The sequence below is a fragment of the Streptomyces sp. NPDC046866 genome (assembly GCF_040704625.1).
In the GTDB taxonomy this organism is placed as follows: domain Bacteria; phylum Actinomycetota; class Actinomycetes; order Streptomycetales; family Streptomycetaceae; genus Streptomyces.
This window is the reverse complement of the sequence record NZ_JBEYXN010000020.1, coordinates 24583-41195: the sequence shown is the minus strand read 5'-3', so window position 1 is coordinate 41195 and position 16613 is coordinate 24583. Positions and strand designations below refer to the sequence as shown.

The window sequence follows — 16613 nt, the reverse complement described above, 5'->3', positions numbered from 1 at the left end:
CCGGTAGCCTCCGGACATGTCAACGCAACACGTGCAGCGCATGTCCCGCCTCATGGCCCGGACCCTCCGCGAGGACCCGGCCGACGCGGAGACCCTCAGCCACCGCCTCCTGGTCCGTGCCGGATACGTCCGCCGCAGCTCGGCCGGTGTGTGGACCTGGCTGCCGCTCGGCAAGCGGGTCCTGGACAACGTCTCGCGCATCGTCCGCGAGGAGATGGACGCGATCGGCGCCCAAGAGGTGCTGCTGCCGGCGCTGCTGCCGCGCGAGCCGTACGAGACCAGCGGGCGCTGGTCGGAGTACGGGGACCTGCTCTTCCGCCTCAAGGACCGCAAGGGCGCCGACTACCTGCTCGGCCCCACCCACGAGGAGATCTTCACCCTCCTGGTGAAGGACCAGTGCACGTCCTACAAGGACCTGCCGGTCATGCTCTACCAGATCCAGACCAAGTACCGCGACGAGGCCAGGCCCCGGTCAGGGGTGCTGCGCGGCCGCGAGTTCCAGATGAAGGACTCGTACTCCTTCGACGTCAGCGAGGAGGGGCTCGCGCAGTCCTACGCGCTGCACCGCGCCGCGTACCGGCGGATCTTCACCCGCCTCGGGCTGGACCACCGGATTGTCTCCGCGGTGTCCGGGGCGATGGGCGGCTCCGCCTCGGAGGAGTTCCTGGCGCCCGCGGCCGCCGGCGAGGACACCTTCGCCGACTGCCCCTCGTGCGGGTACGCGGCGAACACGGAGGCCGTGACCTTCCCCCTGGCGGAGGCGGCCGGCGGCGGGCACCCGGCGGCGGAGGAGATCCCCACCCCCGACACCCCGACCATCGAGACGCTGGCGGCGCGCCTCGGGATCGCCGCCTCGGCGACGCTGAAGAACCTCCTGGTCAAGGTGGACGGCGAGATCACCGCCGTCGGCGTGCCCGGGGACCGGGAGGTCGACCTCGGCAAGCTCGCCGAGCACCTCGCCCCGGCGGTGGTGGAGTTGGTGACCGCGGAGGACTTCGTCGACCGGCCCGACCTGGTGCGCGGCTACGTCGGACCGCAGGGCCTGGCGAAGGTGCCCTACCTCGCCGACCCCCGTGTCGCGCCCGGCACTTCGTGGGTGACCGGGGCCAACAAGCCCGACACGCACGCGAGGAACGTGGTCTGCGGCCGCGACTTCGAGGTGGACCGCTACCTCGACGTGGTCGTGGTCGAGCCCGGCGACCCCTGCCCGCGCTGCGGGGCCGGGCTCCGGCTCGACCGGGCCATCGAGGTCGGCCACATCTTCCAGCTCGGCCGCAAGTACGCCGATGCGTTCGGGCTGGACGTGCTCGGACGGGAGGGCAAGCCGGTCCGGGTCACCATGGGTTCGTACGGGATCGGCGTCTCGCGCGCCGTGGCGGCGCTGGCCGAGCAGACCGCCGACGAGCGGGGGCTGGCCTGGCCGGCGGAGGTCGCCCCGGCCGACGTGCACGTGGTGGCGGCGGGCAAGGCCGTGCAGCTGGCCCTCGCGGAGTCGGCGGCGTCGGCACTGGCCGAGTCGGGCCTGCGGGTGCTGCTGGACGACCGTCCCGGCCTCTCTCCCGGGGTCAAGCTCACCGATGCCGAGCTGATCGGCGTGCCGTGGATCCTGGTGGCCGGGCGGAGGGCCGCGGACGAGGTGGTGGAGCTCCAGCACCGCGCCACGGGCACCCGCGAGGAACTCCCGCTCCAGGAGGCCCTGGCCCGCCTCCGCCGCACCCCCTGACCGCGCGCGGCCCGGTCCCCGGCTCCCCGGGGGCCGGGCCCGGGCCGCCGGCCGGCTACGGCTTCGGGGAGCCGTCCACCGCCGTCGCGGAGTCGGAGGGCAGCTCCGGGGCGGGGGCCGCGGGCTCCGCGGCCGGGCGGGTCGAGTCGGGTTCCGGCGGGGTGGCGCGTTCCAGGAAGCGGAGCAGTTCCACCGGGAACGGGAGGACCAGGGTGGAGTTCTTCTCCGCGGCCACCGCGACCACCGTCTGCAGCAGGCGCAGCTGGAGCGCAGCAGGCTGGTCCTGCATCACCGCGGCCGCCTCCGCCAGCTTCTTCGACGCCTGGAGCTCCGCGTCCGCGTTGATCACCCGCGCCCGCCGCTCCCGGTCCGCCTCCGCCTGCCGGGCCATCGACCGCTTCATCGTCTCCGGCAGCGACACGTCCTTGATCTCGACCCGGTCGATCTGCACGCCCCACCCCACCGCAGGGCTGTCGATCATCAGCTCCAGCCCCTGGTTCAGCATCTCCCGGTTCGACAGCAGGTCGTCCAGGTCCGACTTGCCGATGATCGACCGCAGCGAGGTCTGCGCCATCTGCGAGACCGCGAAGCGGTAGTCCTCCACCTCGATGATCGCGCTCGCCGGGTCCACGACCTTGAAGTACACGACCGCGTCCACCCGCACCGTGACGTTGTCCCGGGTGATGCCCTCCTGGGCCGGCACCGGCATCGTCACGATCTGCATGTTGACCTTGTACAGCCGGTCCACCACCGGCACGATCATGGTGAATCCCGGCTTGCGCACGCCCTCGCGCACCCGGCCGAAACGGAAGACGATGCCCCGCTCGTACTGGCGCACCACCCGTGCGGCGGTGGCCCCCACCACTGCGAGGCCCGCCCCCGCCGCGATCACCGCTGTCAGCAGTTCCTGAAGCATGACGGCCTCCTGACGGGCCGGACCTACCTTCTACTCCACGGTATGCCCTCGATACACGCGTATGCCCTCATACGTCCTCCTGCCCTCAGAGCCAGGACGCGAACTCCAACAGCAGCTCCGCGTCCCCGCGCCGCCCGGCCGCCAGCGCCCGGTGGCCCGACTCCACCGCCCGGAACAGGGTCCAGCCCCGCAGCCGCTCCCGGTCCACCTCCAGGCTGTCGGCCAGCCTGTTCACGCGCCGCCGCGCGCCCGCCGCCCCCGCCGAGGACGCCATCTGGTCCTCCAGCCGGTCGCGCACCAGCCGGGCCAGGTCGTACGCCCGCTCACCGACCAGCGGCTCCGGCCCCACCGTCAGCCAGGGCGCCCGGTCGCCCGCCAGCACCTTGCCCTGCCGGAAGTTCCCGTGCAGCAGCAGCTCCTCGCCGGGCTGCGCCGCCAGCTCCTCCCGGGCCGCCAGCGCCGCCGCGGCCAGCGCCCGGGTCTCCGGCGGCGCCTCGCGCAGCGCCCCGGCCTCCCGGGCGGTCCGCTCGGCCACCGTCTCGAACGGGTGGCCCTGCGGCGGCTTCACCCACAGCCGCCGCAGCGTCCCACAGGCCTCCAGCAGCGCCTTCGCCTCCGGCAGCGACCGCAGCGACACCTCCGGGTGCAGCCGCTCCAGCAGCAGCGCCCCGTCCTCGGCATGGTGGCGGGTGTCCAGGACCCGTACGGCGCCGAAGCCGCCCCAGTGCGCCAGCGCGGCCAGCTCCCGCTCGGGCCGGGCCTGCGGGGGAGCGAGCTTCAGCGCGGCCGGGGTGCCGTCGGCGTACTGGACCAGCACGACCAGGCTGCTGCGCCCGCCGGGCGCCTGGACCCGCAGCGCCCGGACCCCGCGCCGGGCCAGCGCCGCCTCGACGATCCCGGGCAACTGTCCCAGCCACTGCGCGCCCTGCGCCGAATCCGGCGTCTCGCCGAGCGCCCGTACGAGCCGCTGCGGCGGTTCGAAAGCCATGCGTGCGTGATCCCTTTCAGCTGGTCCGGGCCGGTGCTGCGCGCTCCGTGAGCCCAGGGAAGGCTACGCCGGTACCGCGCCAGCGCGCCGCGCGGACGGCCGCGGCGCTCAGCGCGTCGGCGGCCTCCCGGCGCAGTCGGCCGTCGGCGGCCCGCACCAGGTCGGAGTAGGCGCCCGCCACCCGGTCCTCGATCTCGGCGGCCAGCCGCTCGGCGTCCGCCGGGGTGCGCACCTCGTACGGCAGGGCGTACGCCGGCTCCGCCGGCCGGGGCGAGCCCCCCATCTCGCGCACCGAGCGGGCCAGGGCGTCGCGGCGCGCCAGGTGCCCGCCGTACGCCTCGCGCGCCTCCTCGGCCCGGGCGGCCGAGGCGCGGGCGCCGATCACCCCGTAGCCGTACGCGGCCGCGTGCTCGGCGGCGAGGGCGGCCTGCGCGGCCTCCAGGGCCCGGTGGGCGGGGGAGGGTTCGGGCTTCACGACGCGGCTCCGGGGTTCGAGGTGAGCAGGTAGGCGTGGACGGCTCCGCACGCCGCCACCGAGGCCAGCAGCCGGGCCAGCTCCCCGGGCGCCCCGGCGAGGGCGACGGTCCGGGACTCGGCGAGGCTCCGCTCGGCGTCCGCGAGGGCGGCGAGCGCCTCCTCCGGCTTCGGCGGCACCGGCTCGCCGCTCCCCGCGGGGCTGCCGCCGGGCCCGGGGGCGGGAGCGGCGCCCGGCGCGGACGGCGCGGCGGATCCCCCGGCCGCGCCGGGACCGGAGGCGGCGGAGCCGTCCGCGGCGCCCGAGGAGGCGAGGGCGGAGGTGTGGGCGGCCACCGCGGCGCGCAGCGGCGCCAGGCGCGCGGCGAGCGCCGGGTGGGCCGCGGCGGTGGCGTCGTAACGTTCCAGCAGCCGCCGGCTCTCCCGAACGGCCGACGCGCGCATCCGCCGTTCGAGTGGAAGGGCGGGGTCCGTCTGCGCCGCGTCCGGCCCGCCGGAGCACCCGGTGAGCAGCGCGGCACCCGCCGCGCCGGCGGCACCGGCGAGCAGGCTCCTTCGCGAAGGCCTCGAAGGCAGGGTCCAGGGCACGGCGACGTCCTCGGGGGTGGGGGTGGCGGGCAGGGTGTGATCACCGTACCCGGGGGCTTGTCCACAGGGCGGACGGCAACACCCTCCGCGACCGGATACCCTTTGTGCTGACACGCGACGTACACCACAACAGCACACGCGGCCGAGGAGTCACCCGGATGAGCACCACCCAGAGCGACAGGCTGCGCGGATTGCTGGAGCCGCTCGTCGCCGCCAGGGGCCTGGATCTCGAGGACATCGAGCTGTCGAAGGCCGGCAAGCGCCGGATGCTTCGCATCATCGTGGATTCCGACGAGGGCGTGGAACTGGACGCGTGTGCCGAGCTGAGCCGCGAGGTCTCCGACAAGCTCGACGAGACCGACGCGATGGGCGAGGGCGAGTACGTCCTCGAGGTGAGCTCGCCGGGCGCCGACCGCCCGCTGACCGAGCACCGCCACTACGTACGGGCGATCGGCCGCCTCGTGAAGTTCCAGCTCGCCGAGGGCGGGGAACTGATCGCGCGCATCCTCGACGCCGACGACGAGGGCATGGACCTCGAGGTTCCGGGCGTGAAGGGCCGCAAGGCCACCGCCCGCCGCATCGCGTTCGCGGACATCGCCAAGGCGCGTGTCGAGATCGAGTTCAACCGCAAGGACAAGAAGGAAGAGGAGGCGTAGCCGTGGACATCGACATGAGTGCCCTGCGGGGTCTGGTCCGGGAGAAGGAGATCTCCTTCGACCTGCTCGTCGAGGCGATCGAGTCGGCCCTCCTCATCGCGTACCACCGCACCGAGGGCAGCTTCCGCCGGGCGCGCGTGGAGCTGGACCGCACCAACGGCCACGTCGTGGTGTGGGCGAAGGAGGACCCGCGGGACCTCGAGGAGGGGCAGGAGGCCAAGGAGTTCGACGACACCCCGTCGGACTTCGGCCGGATCGCCGCGACGACCGCCAAGCAGGTGATCCTCCAGCGTCTGCGCGACGCGGAGGACGACCTGACCTTCGGCGAGTTCGCGGGCCGCGAGGGCGACGTCATGACGGGCGTCGTGCAGCAGGGCAAGGACCCCAAGAACGTCCTGGTCGACATCGGCAAGCTGGAGGCCATCCTGCCGGTGCAGGAGCAGGTCCCCGGTGAGGAGTACCCGCACGGCCTGCGCCTGAAGGCGTACGTCGTCCGGGTGGCCAAGGGCGTGCGGGGGCCGTCGGTGACCCTTTCGCGCACCCACCCCAACCTGGTGAAGAAGCTGTTCGCGCTGGAGGTCCCGGAGATCGCGGACGGCAGCGTGGAGATCGCGGCCATCGCCCGCGAGGCCGGCCACCGCACCAAGATCGCCGTCCGCTCCACCCGCTCGGGCCTCAACCCCAAGGGCGCGTGCATCGGCCCGATGGGCGCCCGCGTGCGCAACGTAATGGCCGAGCTGCACGGCGAGAAGATCGACATCGTCGACTGGTCGGACGACCCGGCGGAGATGGTCGCGAACGCGCTGTCACCCGCCCGGGTGAGCAAGGTCGAGGTCGTCGACTGGGACTCGCGCTCCGCCCGGGTGACCGTGCCCGACTACCAGTTGTCGCTGGCCATCGGCAAGGAGGGGCAGAACGCCCGCCTCGCCGCCCGCCTGACCGGCTGGCGCATCGACATCCGCCCCGACACCGAGGCGTCCCCGGACGCCGACCGGGCCCGGGGCGGGGAATAAAACCGCTACCGGCCGGCGCTGTCCGGCCGGTAGAACAGGTCGGCGACACGTTCGGGCGACCGGGCTCGAGCGACGAGTTCGAGCAACAAGTTCAAGACAGCGGATCGCGACAACGTCCGTTCGATTTTTCGCCCGAAGGGGTGAGGTCGGTACGGGGAGGTAGACTTAGGCGTGTCTGGCCGGACGCAAGCCCGCGCATGCCCCGAACGCACCTGTGTGGGGTGCCGGGAGCGAGCGGCCAAGAGCGAACTGCTGCGGATCGTGGCGGTCGGGGACGAATGCGTACCCGATCCACGCGGTACGCTGCCCGGCCGGGGTGCCTATGTGCACCCTGCTGCGGTCTGTCTCGACAAGGCGGTCCGCCGCAGAGCGTTCCCCCGGGCCCTCCGGTCCCCGGGAGCGCTCGACACGGCCGGACTGGCACGCGCCGTGGCCCACCGGGCCGAGGCGACACCGTAAGAAGAAGTACGGCACGGACATCCCGTGCGGTCAGGTACCTCGCGAGTTGGAAGTAGGTCGAGATTGCGATGAGCACTCGATGAGTACGCGATGAGTACGCCCATGAAGTAGCGACGGTCCGGCGCAACCCGGACCTAAAAGGAGCGAAGTGGCTAAGGTCCGGGTATACGAACTCGCCAAGGAGTTCGGTGTGGAGAGCAAGGTCGTCATGGCCAAGCTCCAGGAACTCGGTGAGTTCGTCCGTTCGGCGTCCTCGACGATCGAGGCGCCGGTTGTGCGCAAGTTGACCGACGCACTGCAGGGGCCCGGCGGCAGCGCCGGCAAGTCCGCTGCGAAGCCGGGAGCGCCCCGCAAGGCCGCCCCCGCCAAGCCCGGGGTGCCCACCCCGGGTGCCATTGCACGTCCCGCCGCCCCCAAGCCCGGCGCCCCGGCCCCCAAGCCGGCTGCTGCCGAGGCCCCCGCGGCGGCCGCCCCGGTGACCCCGGCCGCTCCCGGCCCGCGTCCCGGCCCGAAGGCTCCGGCCGCCCCGAAGCCCGCTCCGGCGGCGCCCGTGGCGACCGAGTTCACCGCGCCCCCGTCCGCCCCGGCGGCTCCGGCGCGTCCGGGTGCGACCCCCGGCCCGCGTCCGACGCAGCAGCGTCCCGCGGCCCCCGGCCAGGGCGGCGCCCGTCCCGGCGCCCCGCGTCCGGGTGCTCCGGCCTCCGGTGCCCAGGCCCCGCGTCCCGGTGGCGCCGGCGCCCCGCGTCCGGGTGCCCGTCCGGCCGGCCCGCGTCCGGGCAACAACCCCTTCACCTCCGGCGGCTCCACCGGCATGGCGCGCCCGCAGGCGCCCCGTCCGGGCGGCGCGCCGCGCCCCGGTGCCCCCGGCGCCGGCGCCCCGGGCGCCCCGCGTCCGCAGGCCGGTCCCGGCGGCGCTCCGCGTCCGCAGGGTCCCGGCGGCCCCCGTCCCACCCCGGGCGGCATGCCCCGTCCGCAGGGCGCCCCGCGTCCGGCCCCCGGCGGCAACCGTCCGAACCCGGGCATGATGCCGCAGCGTCCCGCTGCCGGCGGTCCCGGCCCGCGTCCCGGCGGCGGCCCCGGCCGTCCCGGTGCCGGCGGTCCGCGTCCCGGCGGTGCCGGTCGTCCCGGCGGCGGCTTCGCCGGCCGTCCGGCCGGTCCGGGCTCGCGTCCGGCCGGCGGCGGCTTCGGCGGCCCGCGTCCGGGTGGCGGCGGCTTCGGCGGCGGCCCGGCCGGTGGCGGCGGCGGTCGTCCCGGCTTCGGCGGCCGTCCCGGCGGCCCGGGTGCCCGTGGCGGCACGCAGGGTGCGTTCGGCCGTCCCGGCGGTCCGGCCCGCCGCGGCCGCAAGTCGAAGCGTCAGAGGCGCCAGGAGTACGAGGCCATGCAGGCCCCGTCCGTGGGCGGCGTGATGCTGCCCCGCGGCAACGGCGAGACCGTTCGCCTGTCGCGCGGTGCGTCCCTCACCGACTTCGCGGAGAAGATCAACGCCAACCCGGCGTCGCTGGTCGCGGTCATGATGAACCTCGGCGAGATGGTCACTGCCACGCAGTCCGTCTCCGACGAGACCCTCCAGCTCCTCGCCGACGAGATGAACTACACCGTTCAGATCGTCAGCCCGGAGGAGGAGGACCGCGAGCTGCTCGAGTCCTTCGACATCGAGTTCGGCGAGGACGAGGGCGGCGAGGAGTACCTGCTGCCGCGTCCCCCGGTCGTCACCGTCATGGGTCACGTCGACCACGGCAAGACCCGCCTCCTCGACGCGATCCGCAAGACCAACGTGGTCGCGGGCGAGGCCGGCGGCATCACCCAGCACATCGGTGCCTACCAGGTCGCGGCCAACGTCAACGACGAGGACCGCCGCATCACCTTCATCGACACCCCGGGTCACGAGGCGTTCACCGCCATGCGTGCCCGCGGTGCGAAGTCGACCGACATCGCGATCCTCGTGGTGGCGGCCAACGACGGTGTCATGCCGCAGACGATCGAGGCCCTGAACCACGCCAAGGCGGCCGACGTGCCGATCGTGGTCGCGGTCAACAAGATCGACGTCGAGGGTGCGGACCCGACCAAGGTGCGCGGTCAGCTGACCGAGTACGGCCTGGTGGCCGAGGAGTACGGCGGCGACACGATGTTCGTCGACATCTCCGCCAAGCAGGGTCTGAACATCGACAAGCTGCTGGAGGCCGTGGTCCTGACCGCGGACGCCGCCCTCGACCTGCGCGCCAACCCCGAGCAGGACGCCCAGGGTATTGCGATCGAGTCCCACCTCGACCGCGGCCGCGGTGCCGTCGCGACCGTCCTCGTCCAGCGCGGTACCCTCCGCGTCGGCGACACGATGGTCGTGGGCGACGCGTACGGCCGTGTCCGCGCGATGCTCGACGACAAGGGCAACAACGTCGAGGAAGCGGGTCCGTCGACCCCCGTCCTGGTCCTGGGTCTCACCAACGTCCCCGGCGCCGGCGACAACTTCCTCGTCGTCGACGAGGACCGCACCGCCCGCCAGATCGCCGAGAAGCGCGCTGCGCGCGAGCGCAACGCCAACTTCGCCAAGCGCGTCCGTCGCGTGTCCCTCGAGGACCTCGACTCCGTGCTCAAGGCCGGTCTGGTCCAGGAACTCAACCTCATCATCAAGGGCGACGCGTCCGGTGCGGTCGAGGCCCTGGAGTCCTCGCTGCTCCAGCTCGACGTCGGCGAAGAGGTCGACATCCGCGTCCTGCACCGCGGTGTGGGTGCGGTCACCGAGTCCGACATCGACCTGGCGATGGGCTCCGACGCCATCGTCATCGGCTACAACGTCCGTGCGGCCGGCCGTGCCGCGCAGATGGCGGAGCGCGAGGGCGTCGACGTCCGGTACTACTCGGTGATCTACCAGGCCATCGAGGAGATCGAGGCGGCCCTGAAGGGTCTGCTCAAGCCGGAGTACGAAGAGGTCGAGCTCGGTACGGCGGAGGTCCGCGAGGTCTTCCGCTCGTCCAAGCTGGGCAACATCGCGGGTGTCCTCATCCGCTCCGGCGAGGTCAAGCGCAACACCAAGGCGCGCCTGCTCCGCGACGGCAAGGTCGTCGCCGAGAACCTCACGATCACCGGTCTGCGCCGCTTCAAGGACGACGTCACCGAGATCCGCGAAGGCTTCGAGGGCGGTATCAACCTCGGAAACTTCAACGACATCAAGATCGACGACGTCATCGCGACGTACGAGATGCGCGAGAAGCCCCGCGCGTAAGCGCGAGCCACATCGCACACATCGCACCGTGTCGTAACACCGGGGCCGGTCGGCGGAATATCCGTCGATCGGCCCCGGCCGTTGCGTGTACGGTTCTGGTGACCCTGCCGCGCGTCGGCCGGCAGGCCACCGAACCCGGACCGGCGGGACATCCGGAACTGCATGTACGTGGGGACTCTGTCCTTCGACCTGCTCCTCGGCGACGTTCACTCGCTGAAGGAGAAACGCTCCGTAGTCCGACCCATCGTCGCCGAGCTCCAACGGAAGTTCTCGGTGAGCGCGGCAGAAGTGGGCGACCAGGACCTCCACCGCAGGGCCCGCATCGGGGTCGCCCTGGTGAGTGGGGACACGGGGTTCCTCTCGGACGTACTCGACCGCTGCGAGCGGCTGGTCGCGGCCCGTCCGGAAGTGGAGCTGCTGTCGGTACGCCGGCGGCTCCACGGTGATGAAGACTGATTGCAAGACGAAGAAGGAGACGGACCAGTGGCCGACAATGCGCGGGCGAAGAAACTGGCGGACCTCATCCGGGAGGTGGTCGCCCAGAAGCTGCAGCGAGGCATCAAGGACCCGCGCCTCGGTACGCACGTGACGATCACCGACACCCGGGTCACCGGTGACCTGCGGGAGGCCACGGTCTTCTACACGGTGTACGGCGACGACGAGGACCGGGCCAGCGCGGCCGCCGGCCTCGAGAGCGCCAAGGGCATGCTGCGCTCCGCGGTCGGCCGGGCGGCGGGCACCAAGTTCACCCCCACCCTGACCTTCGTGGCGGACGCCCTCCCGGACACCGCCCGGACCATCGAGGACCTCCTCGACAAGGCGCGGCTCTCCGACGCCGCGGTGCGCGAGGCCTCCTCGGGCGCCGAGTACGCCGGCGGGGCCGACCCGTACAAGAAGCCGGGCGAGGACGAGGACGAGGACGCAGCGGCGGAATGAGCAGCAACGCAGGGACTCCGGACGGCCTTGTCATCGTCGACAAGCCGTCCGGCTTCACTTCGCACGACGTGGTCGCCAAGATGCGCGGGATCGCCAAGACCCGCCGCGTCGGCCACGCGGGCACGCTCGACCCGATGGCGACGGGCGTCCTCGTCCTGGGCGTCGAGAAGGCCACCAAGCTCCTCGGCCACCTCGCGCTCACCGAGAAGGAATACCTCGGGACGATCCGCCTCGGCCAGAACACCCTGACCGACGACGCGGAGGGCGAGACCACCTCCAGCGCGGACGCCTCCGGCGTCACGCGCGAGGCCGTCGACGCGGGCATCGCCAAGCTGACCGGCGAGATCATGCAGGTCCCGTCCAAGGTCAGCGCCATCAAGATCAAGGGCGTGCGCTCCTACAAGCGCGCGCGGGACGGCGAGGACTTCGACATCCCGGCCCGGCCGGTGACGATCTCCTCGTTCCAGCTCTACGACATGCGGGAGGCGGAGGCCGAGGACGGCACCAAGGTCGTCGACCTCGTCGTCTCCGTCGTCTGCTCCAGCGGAACCTACATCCGCGCCCTCGCCCGCGACCTGGGTGCCGACCTCGGCGTCGGCGGCCACCTCACCGCGCTGCGGCGCACGCGGGTGGGCCCGTACAAGCTCGACCGGGCGCGCACCCTGGACCAGCTCCAGGAGGAGCTGACGGTCATGCCCATCGGCGACGCGGCGGCCGCGGCGTTCCCGCGCTGGGACCTGGACGCCCGGCGGGCCTCGCTGCTCGCCAACGGCGTGCGGATCGAGATGCCGGAGGTCTACGAGCCCGGCCGACCGGTGGCGGTCTTCGGGCCGCAGGGCCAGCTGCTGGGTCTCGTGGAGAGCAAGGGCGGCAAGGCGAAGTCGCTCGCCGTCTTCGCCTGAACCCGGTCCGGCCGGTCCGCGCCCACGCGGCCCGGCCCGGTCCCGCGCGCGCCGGCGTTGACGTGGAGCGGTGAGCGCCCATCCGGTCGCTGCTCACCGCTCCACGACCCCCCTCGGGTAGGTCTCTATCCAGCCGGAGCCCGGTATTCACCCGACCGAGCAGGCGCGCGGAGTGACTGGAGGGGGCACAAGGGGGCGCTTTCGAGCCGCGGGCCCGCGGCCCCGGACGGCGGCCACCCCCAGGCCCGCCGGGCCGAGATGACACTGCCCGATACCGATGCGGGCCACCGGGCGCGGACATGGCAGTCTTAGACCTGCAATCGGCAATCAGTACACGGCCTACACGGTTCGGGCGAGGAGCGGTCACAGTGCAGCGCTGGCGTGGCTTGGAGGACATCCCCCAGGACTGGGGGCGCAGCGTCGTCACCATCGGCTCGTACGACGGGGTGCACCGGGGCCACCAGCTGATCATCGGGCGGGCCGTGGCCAAGGCGCGCGCGCTCGGCGTCCCGTCCGTCGTCGTCACCTTCGACCCGCACCCGAGCGAGGTCGTCCGCCCCGGCAGCCATCCTCCGATCCTCGCCACGTACGACCGCCGTGCCGAACTGATGGCCGAGCTCGGGGTGGACGCGCTGCTGGTCCTGCCGTTCACGGCGGAGTTCTCGCAGCTCTCCCCGGCCGACTTCATCGTCAAGGTCCTCGTCGACAAGCTGCACGCGCGCGCCGTCATCGAGGGCCCGAACTTCCGCTTCGGCCACCGGGCCGCCGGCAACGTCGACTTCCTGCGGGAGCTGGGTGCCACGTACGACTACGAGGTCGAGGTCGTGGACCTGGTGGAGCGGGGCGCGGCGGGCGGCGGCGTGCCGTTCTCCTCGACCCTCGCCCGCAAGCTGGTCGCCGAGGGCGACATGGAGGGCGCGGCCGAGATCCTGGGCCGGCCGCACCGCGTCGAGGGCATCGTCGTGCGCGGCGCGCAGCGGGGCCGCGAGCTCGGCTTCCCCACGGCCAACGTCGAGACGCCGCCGCACACCGCCATCCCCGCCGACGGGGTCTACGCGGGCTGGCTGACGGCGAACGGCGAGCGGATGCCGGCGGCGATCTCGGTCGGGACGAACCTCCAGTTCGACGCCACCGAGCGGACCGTGGAGGCGTACGCGATCGACCGGGTCGGCCTCGACCTGTACGGGCTGCACGTCACCGTGGACTTCCTCGCGTACGTCCGCGGCATGGCGAAGTTCGATTCGCTGGAGGGGCTGCTGGAGGCGATCGCCGACGACGTGAAGCGGGCGCGGACGCTGACCGAGGCGTACGACGCCGAGCACTGAGCCGAGCGGTGCGTCGCGGCCGCTGCCGCGCGGGAAGGGCCCGTACCGTCCGAGGACGGTACGGGCCCTTCTGCGTGCTGCGGGGGATCCGCCTCAGCCGAGGCGCGGGTCGCGCGGGGGCTGGGACTGGCCCGGCTGGGGCTGCTGGGGCTGCTGCGGCGGGGCCGGCCAGGGCTGGCCCGGCTGCTGCGGGTACGGCTGGGGCTGGGGGTGGGGCTGGCCGCCCGCGTACGGCTGCGGGGGCTGCTGGTACGGCGGCTGGCCGGGCTGCGGCTGCTGGGGCTGCTGAGGATACGGCTGGCCGGGGTGGAACTGCTGCTGGGGGTGGGGCTGGGGCTGCTGCTGCGGGGCGCCGCCCCACTGGCCGTTCTGCGGGGCCTGCTGGGCGGCCCGCAGGAAGTCCTCGGCCACGAGGGCGGAGAGGTTGAAGTACGCCTCGCGGGTCTTGGGCCGCATCAGGTCGAGGTCGACCTCGGCGCCGGCCGCGAGGTGCTCGTCGAACGGGACCACGACCACGCCCCGGCAGCGGGTCTCGAAGTGCTGCACGATGTCCTCGATCTTGATCATCTTGCTGGTCTCGCGGACCCCGGAGATGACGGTGAGCGAGCGGGAGACGAGGTCCCCGTAGCCGTGCGCGGAGAGCCAGTCGAGGGTGGTGCTGGCGCTGCTCGCGCCGTCCACCGACGGGGTCGAGATGATGATCAGCTGATCGGCCAGGTCCAGGACGCCGCGCATGGCGGAGTACAGCAGGCCGGTGCCGGAGTCGGTGAGGATGATCGGGTACTGGCGGCCGAGGGTCTCGATGACGCGGCGGTAGTCCTCGTCGTTGAAGGTGGTGGAGACGGCCGGGTCCACGTCGTTGGCGATGATCTCCAGGCCGGAGGGGGCCTGGGAGGTGAACCGCCGGATGTCCATGTACGAGTTCAGGTACGGGATCGCCTGGACCAGGTCCCGGATGGTGGCGCCCGTCTCGCGGCGCACGCGGCGGCCGAGGGTGCCGGCGTCGGGGTTCGCGTCGATGGCCAGGATCTTGTCCTGGCGCTCGGTCGCGAGGGTCGCCCCGAGGGCGGTGGTGGTCGTCGTCTTGCCGACGCCGCCCTTGAGGCTGATCACCGCGATCCGGTAGCAGGACATCACCGGCGTGCGGATCAGTTCGAGCTTGCGCAGGCGGTCGGCCTCCGCGGCCTTGCCGCCGAAGCGGAAGCCGGAGCGCTGCGGGCGGGGCTTCTGCTTGCCGCGCAGCAGCCGGTCGGAGGACAGCTCCACCGCGGCCGTGTAGCCGAGGGGCGCTCCGCCGCCGGAGACCGGCCCCGCCTGGTAGCGCGGGTCGTGCGGCTGCGGCCCCGGCTGCGGCCCGCCCCAGGGCGCACCGGCGGCCCGGGGGTCGGCCTGCGGCTGGGGGGCCTGCGGCTGCGGCTGCACGGGCGCGGGAGCGGCGGGAGGGAACCCGTACCCGTCCTGCGGCCCGGGCACGGGCGGCCCCTGCTGCGCGTGGGGGAACGCGTACCCGCCGGCGTCGGCGGGCGCCTGGGCCTGCGGCTGCGGCTGCGGCTGTGCCGGGGCCGGCTGGGCGGGCGGGAACCCGTACCCGTCCTGCGGCGCCGGCGGGAAGGCGGGGGCGTTCGGGTCGCCGTGGGGCTGCGCGGGGCCCGGCGGGACGGGCGGGAACCCGTAACCACCGTGGGGCGCGGCCGGGTAGGGGTGGCCGTCCTGCGGCGCAGGGGAGCCGGCTTCGGGCTGCGGCTGCGGCTGCGGCTGTGCCGGGGCCGGCTGGGCGGGCGGGAACCCGTACCCGTCCTGCGGGGCGGCGGGCGGGTAGGCGTGGCCGTCCTGCGGCGCAGGCGCGGGTGCCTGCTGGGCGTTCGGCTCATCCCGGTGCGGCTGCGCGGGGGCGGGCGGGAAGCCGTGGCCGTCCTGCGGGGCGGGGACGCCGGCTTCGGCCTGCGCCGGGGCCGGCTGGGCGGGCGGGAACGTGTAGTCGTTCCCATCGGCCTGCGGGGCCGTCGAGGCGGCGAACGCGGGCGGCAGCGGCGGCAGTTCGCCGGCGGGTCCTGCGAAGGGGGTGCCCACCGGCGGGTGAGGTGCAGGCGCGGGGCTGACGGACCCGTCGGCCTCGGCACCGCCCGCGGAGGGGAGCGCCGTTCCGTCGGGCGGGGTGCCGTGCCGCTCGGCAGGGGCCTTGCCCAGCACGATGCCCTTGCCGGACGACGGCGCGCCTTCGGCGGCGGGCGGCAGTACGGGCGTGCCGTCGACGGGAGTGCTGAAGGGGCCGCCGGCCGGGGCCGCAGCCTCCGCGGGTGCCGGTGCCGGTGCCGGTGCGGGTGCGGGAGCCGGCAGAACGGGCGCGGCCGGGGCCTCCGGCGCGGGCGCCGGAGCAGGAGCGGGCAGGGCGGCGGGTGCCGAGTCCGCCGGGGCCGGGGCCGGGGCGGGAGCAGGCGCCGGGGCGTCGGCCGCCACGGGCGCGGCGTCGGACGGGGTCCGAGGGGCCGGCGGAGCGATCCGCATGGTCGGGGGCGAGGCCACGTCCGACGGGCGGTGCGGTTCGAAACCGCTGCCCTCGGGGAGGTCCGGTACCGGTGTGGTGGGCGCCGCGCTCTGCGTGTACCAGGCCGGCGGGGTGTAGTCGATGGTGAACTCGCCCGTCATCTCGGGCTCCGCGTCGGACTGATCGTCCGTCGGGACGTCCCACGTCCCGCCGCGCCTCTCGTTCCGATCGCCGCTCACTGGTCCTCCTGGTCTGTCGAACGCTGGTCCGGCGCCCCTCACGCCGCGCCCACGCTCAGCCTAATCGCGTGCCGACACCGGTGTCCGCCCCCGGCTCGCGGTGCGCGGTGGTTCCGCCGTGCCCTTTGGGGGCAACTCCGGTGCGGGGTCGGGGCGGTGGGGCCGCGGATCCTGCCGGCCGCCCGCTCCAAACCGGCCCGCACGGGGCAGCCGGCCCCGACCGTGTCCGGTGCCGCTCGCCGGCGCTGCCGCCCTCGACTCACCCGTCGTCAGGCGTGCACGCCGTTGACCGCCTGGCGCCGGGGCGCTGCGAGGCCCCTTCCGGGGACGCGCCTTGACCCCGGGAGGTTCCCGGCCGGGGCCGGCGGCTTCGCCGACGTTTGCTCCCCCACCCCGCCCCTTCCCGAAACGCCTCAGTCGCCGGCGCGGCTCAAAGATCGGGGGCTCCGCCCCCGGACCCTCCCCCAGCTACCGCTGGGGGTACCCCCAGCGCCTCAAACGCCGGCGAGGCTGGATTTTCCTCCGGGCGCGGATGGAATGCCCGCGCAGCGGCACAATCCGCCCGCGCGGCGTGTGAGCGCACCGGGCGCGGTGCGCCCGGAACAGCTGCCTGGCGGGGCCGGGCACCCTGGCGGGGGCCGGGGCCGCAGGCCCCGGTTTCGGGAAGGGGCGGGGAGGGGAGACGCCGA

Annotated in this window: 14 protein-coding genes; 9 read left to right on the top strand and 5 right to left on the bottom strand. The window is 74.0% G+C overall.

All coding sequences use genetic code 11. The features are described from left to right. The first annotated feature begins 16 nt into the window (after positions 1-16). Positions 17-1723 (top strand): proline--tRNA ligase, encoded by a 1707-nt coding sequence (locus AB0953_RS25675; RefSeq protein ID WP_366861928.1) that lies wholly within the window; start codon positions 17-19, stop codon positions 1721-1723. A 55-nt stretch (positions 1724-1778) separates the two neighbouring features. On the opposite strand, the gene AB0953_RS25670 is transcribed toward AB0953_RS25675, so the two are convergent. From AB0953_RS25670 to AB0953_RS25655, 4 genes are all read right to left on the bottom strand, one after another. Continuing rightward, the gene (locus AB0953_RS25670; protein WP_366861927.1) at positions 1779-2639 is read right to left on the bottom strand and encodes a slipin family protein; all 861 of its coding nucleotides are present in this window, start codon (positions 2637-2639) and stop codon (positions 1779-1781) included. Positions 2640-2724: 85 nt separating this feature from the next. After that, positions 2725-3627, bottom strand: coding sequence for an aminoglycoside phosphotransferase family protein (locus tag AB0953_RS25665; RefSeq protein WP_366861926.1), 903 nt, complete (start codon positions 3625-3627; stop codon positions 2725-2727). Positions 3628-3643: 16 nt separating this feature from the next. Next, the gene (locus AB0953_RS25660; RefSeq protein ID WP_366861925.1) at positions 3644-4102 is read right to left on the bottom strand and encodes a ferritin-like domain-containing protein; all 459 of its coding nucleotides are present in this window, start codon (positions 4100-4102) and stop codon (positions 3644-3646) included. Then, positions 4099-4689: a hypothetical protein gene (locus tag AB0953_RS25655; protein ID WP_366861924.1), complete on the bottom strand. Its 591-nt coding sequence runs from the start codon at positions 4687-4689 to the stop codon at positions 4099-4101. Before AB0953_RS25655 ends, AB0953_RS25660 begins: the two co-directional genes overlap by 4 nt. Positions 4690-4847: 158 nt before the next feature. Between AB0953_RS25655 and rimP the strand changes: the two genes are divergently transcribed. From rimP to AB0953_RS25615, 8 genes are all read left to right on the top strand, one after another. Beyond that, the gene (rimP, locus tag AB0953_RS25650) at positions 4848-5345 is read left to right on the top strand and encodes a ribosome maturation factor RimP (RefSeq protein WP_366861923.1); all 498 of its coding nucleotides are present in this window, start codon (positions 4848-4850) and stop codon (positions 5343-5345) included. 2 nt (positions 5346-5347) lie between these two features. Continuing rightward, on the top strand, positions 5348-6358 hold the full coding sequence (gene nusA, locus AB0953_RS25645) for a transcription termination factor NusA (RefSeq protein ID WP_362175810.1): 1011 nt from the start codon (positions 5348-5350) through the stop codon (positions 6356-6358). A gap of 171 nt (positions 6359-6529) precedes the next feature. Next, positions 6530-6817, top strand: coding sequence for a YlxR family protein (locus tag AB0953_RS25640; protein WP_366861922.1), 288 nt, complete (start codon positions 6530-6532; stop codon positions 6815-6817). Between the two features lie 148 nt (positions 6818-6965). Next, positions 6966-10037 carry a translation initiation factor IF-2 gene (gene infB / locus AB0953_RS25635; RefSeq protein ID WP_366861921.1) on the top strand — a complete coding sequence of 1024 codons (3072 nt, stop codon included), beginning with the start codon at positions 6966-6968 and terminating at the stop codon, positions 10035-10037. A gap of 162 nt (positions 10038-10199) precedes the next feature. Next, the gene (locus AB0953_RS25630) at positions 10200-10493 is read left to right on the top strand and encodes a DUF503 domain-containing protein (RefSeq protein WP_030161467.1); all 294 of its coding nucleotides are present in this window, start codon (positions 10200-10202) and stop codon (positions 10491-10493) included. A 27-nt stretch (positions 10494-10520) separates the two neighbouring features. Next, positions 10521-10973, top strand: a complete 453-nt coding sequence (gene rbfA / locus AB0953_RS25625) for a 30S ribosome-binding factor RbfA (RefSeq protein ID WP_366861920.1) — start codon at positions 10521-10523, stop codon at positions 10971-10973. Next, positions 10970-11875 (top strand): tRNA pseudouridine(55) synthase TruB, encoded by a 906-nt coding sequence (gene truB, locus AB0953_RS25620; protein ID WP_366861919.1) that lies wholly within the window; start codon positions 10970-10972, stop codon positions 11873-11875. The genes rbfA and truB overlap by 4 nt, the downstream gene beginning before the upstream one ends. A gap of 368 nt (positions 11876-12243) precedes the next feature. After that, a complete protein-coding gene (locus AB0953_RS25615) occupies positions 12244-13200 on the top strand; it encodes a bifunctional riboflavin kinase/FAD synthetase (RefSeq protein WP_366861918.1) in 957 nt (318 codons plus the stop codon). A 93-nt stretch (positions 13201-13293) separates the two neighbouring features. On the opposite strand, the gene AB0953_RS25610 is transcribed toward AB0953_RS25615, so the two are convergent. Further along, positions 13294-15924: an SCO5717 family growth-regulating ATPase gene (locus tag AB0953_RS25610; RefSeq protein WP_366861917.1), complete on the bottom strand. Its 2631-nt coding sequence runs from the start codon at positions 15922-15924 to the stop codon at positions 13294-13296. Between the last annotated feature and the right edge of the window lie 689 nt (positions 15925-16613).

Coding starts and splice junctions, on each gene's coding strand:
- truB (WP_366861919.1), top strand. CDS start 10,970: ATGAGCAGCAACGCAGGGACTCCGGACGGCCTTGTCATCGTCGACAAG.
- rimP (WP_366861923.1), top strand. CDS start 4,848: ATGAGCACCACCCAGAGCGACAGGCTGCGCGGATTGCTGGAGCCGCTC.
- AB0953_RS25665 (WP_366861926.1), bottom strand. CDS start 3,627: ATGGCTTTCGAACCGCCGCAGCGGCTCGTACGGGCGCTCGGCGAGACG.
- AB0953_RS25630 (WP_030161467.1), top strand. CDS start 10,200: ATGTACGTGGGGACTCTGTCCTTCGACCTGCTCCTCGGCGACGTTCAC.
- AB0953_RS25670 (WP_366861927.1), bottom strand. CDS start 2,639: ATGCTTCAGGAACTGCTGACAGCGGTGATCGCGGCGGGGGCGGGCCTC.
- AB0953_RS25675 (WP_366861928.1), top strand. CDS start 17: ATGTCAACGCAACACGTGCAGCGCATGTCCCGCCTCATGGCCCGGACC.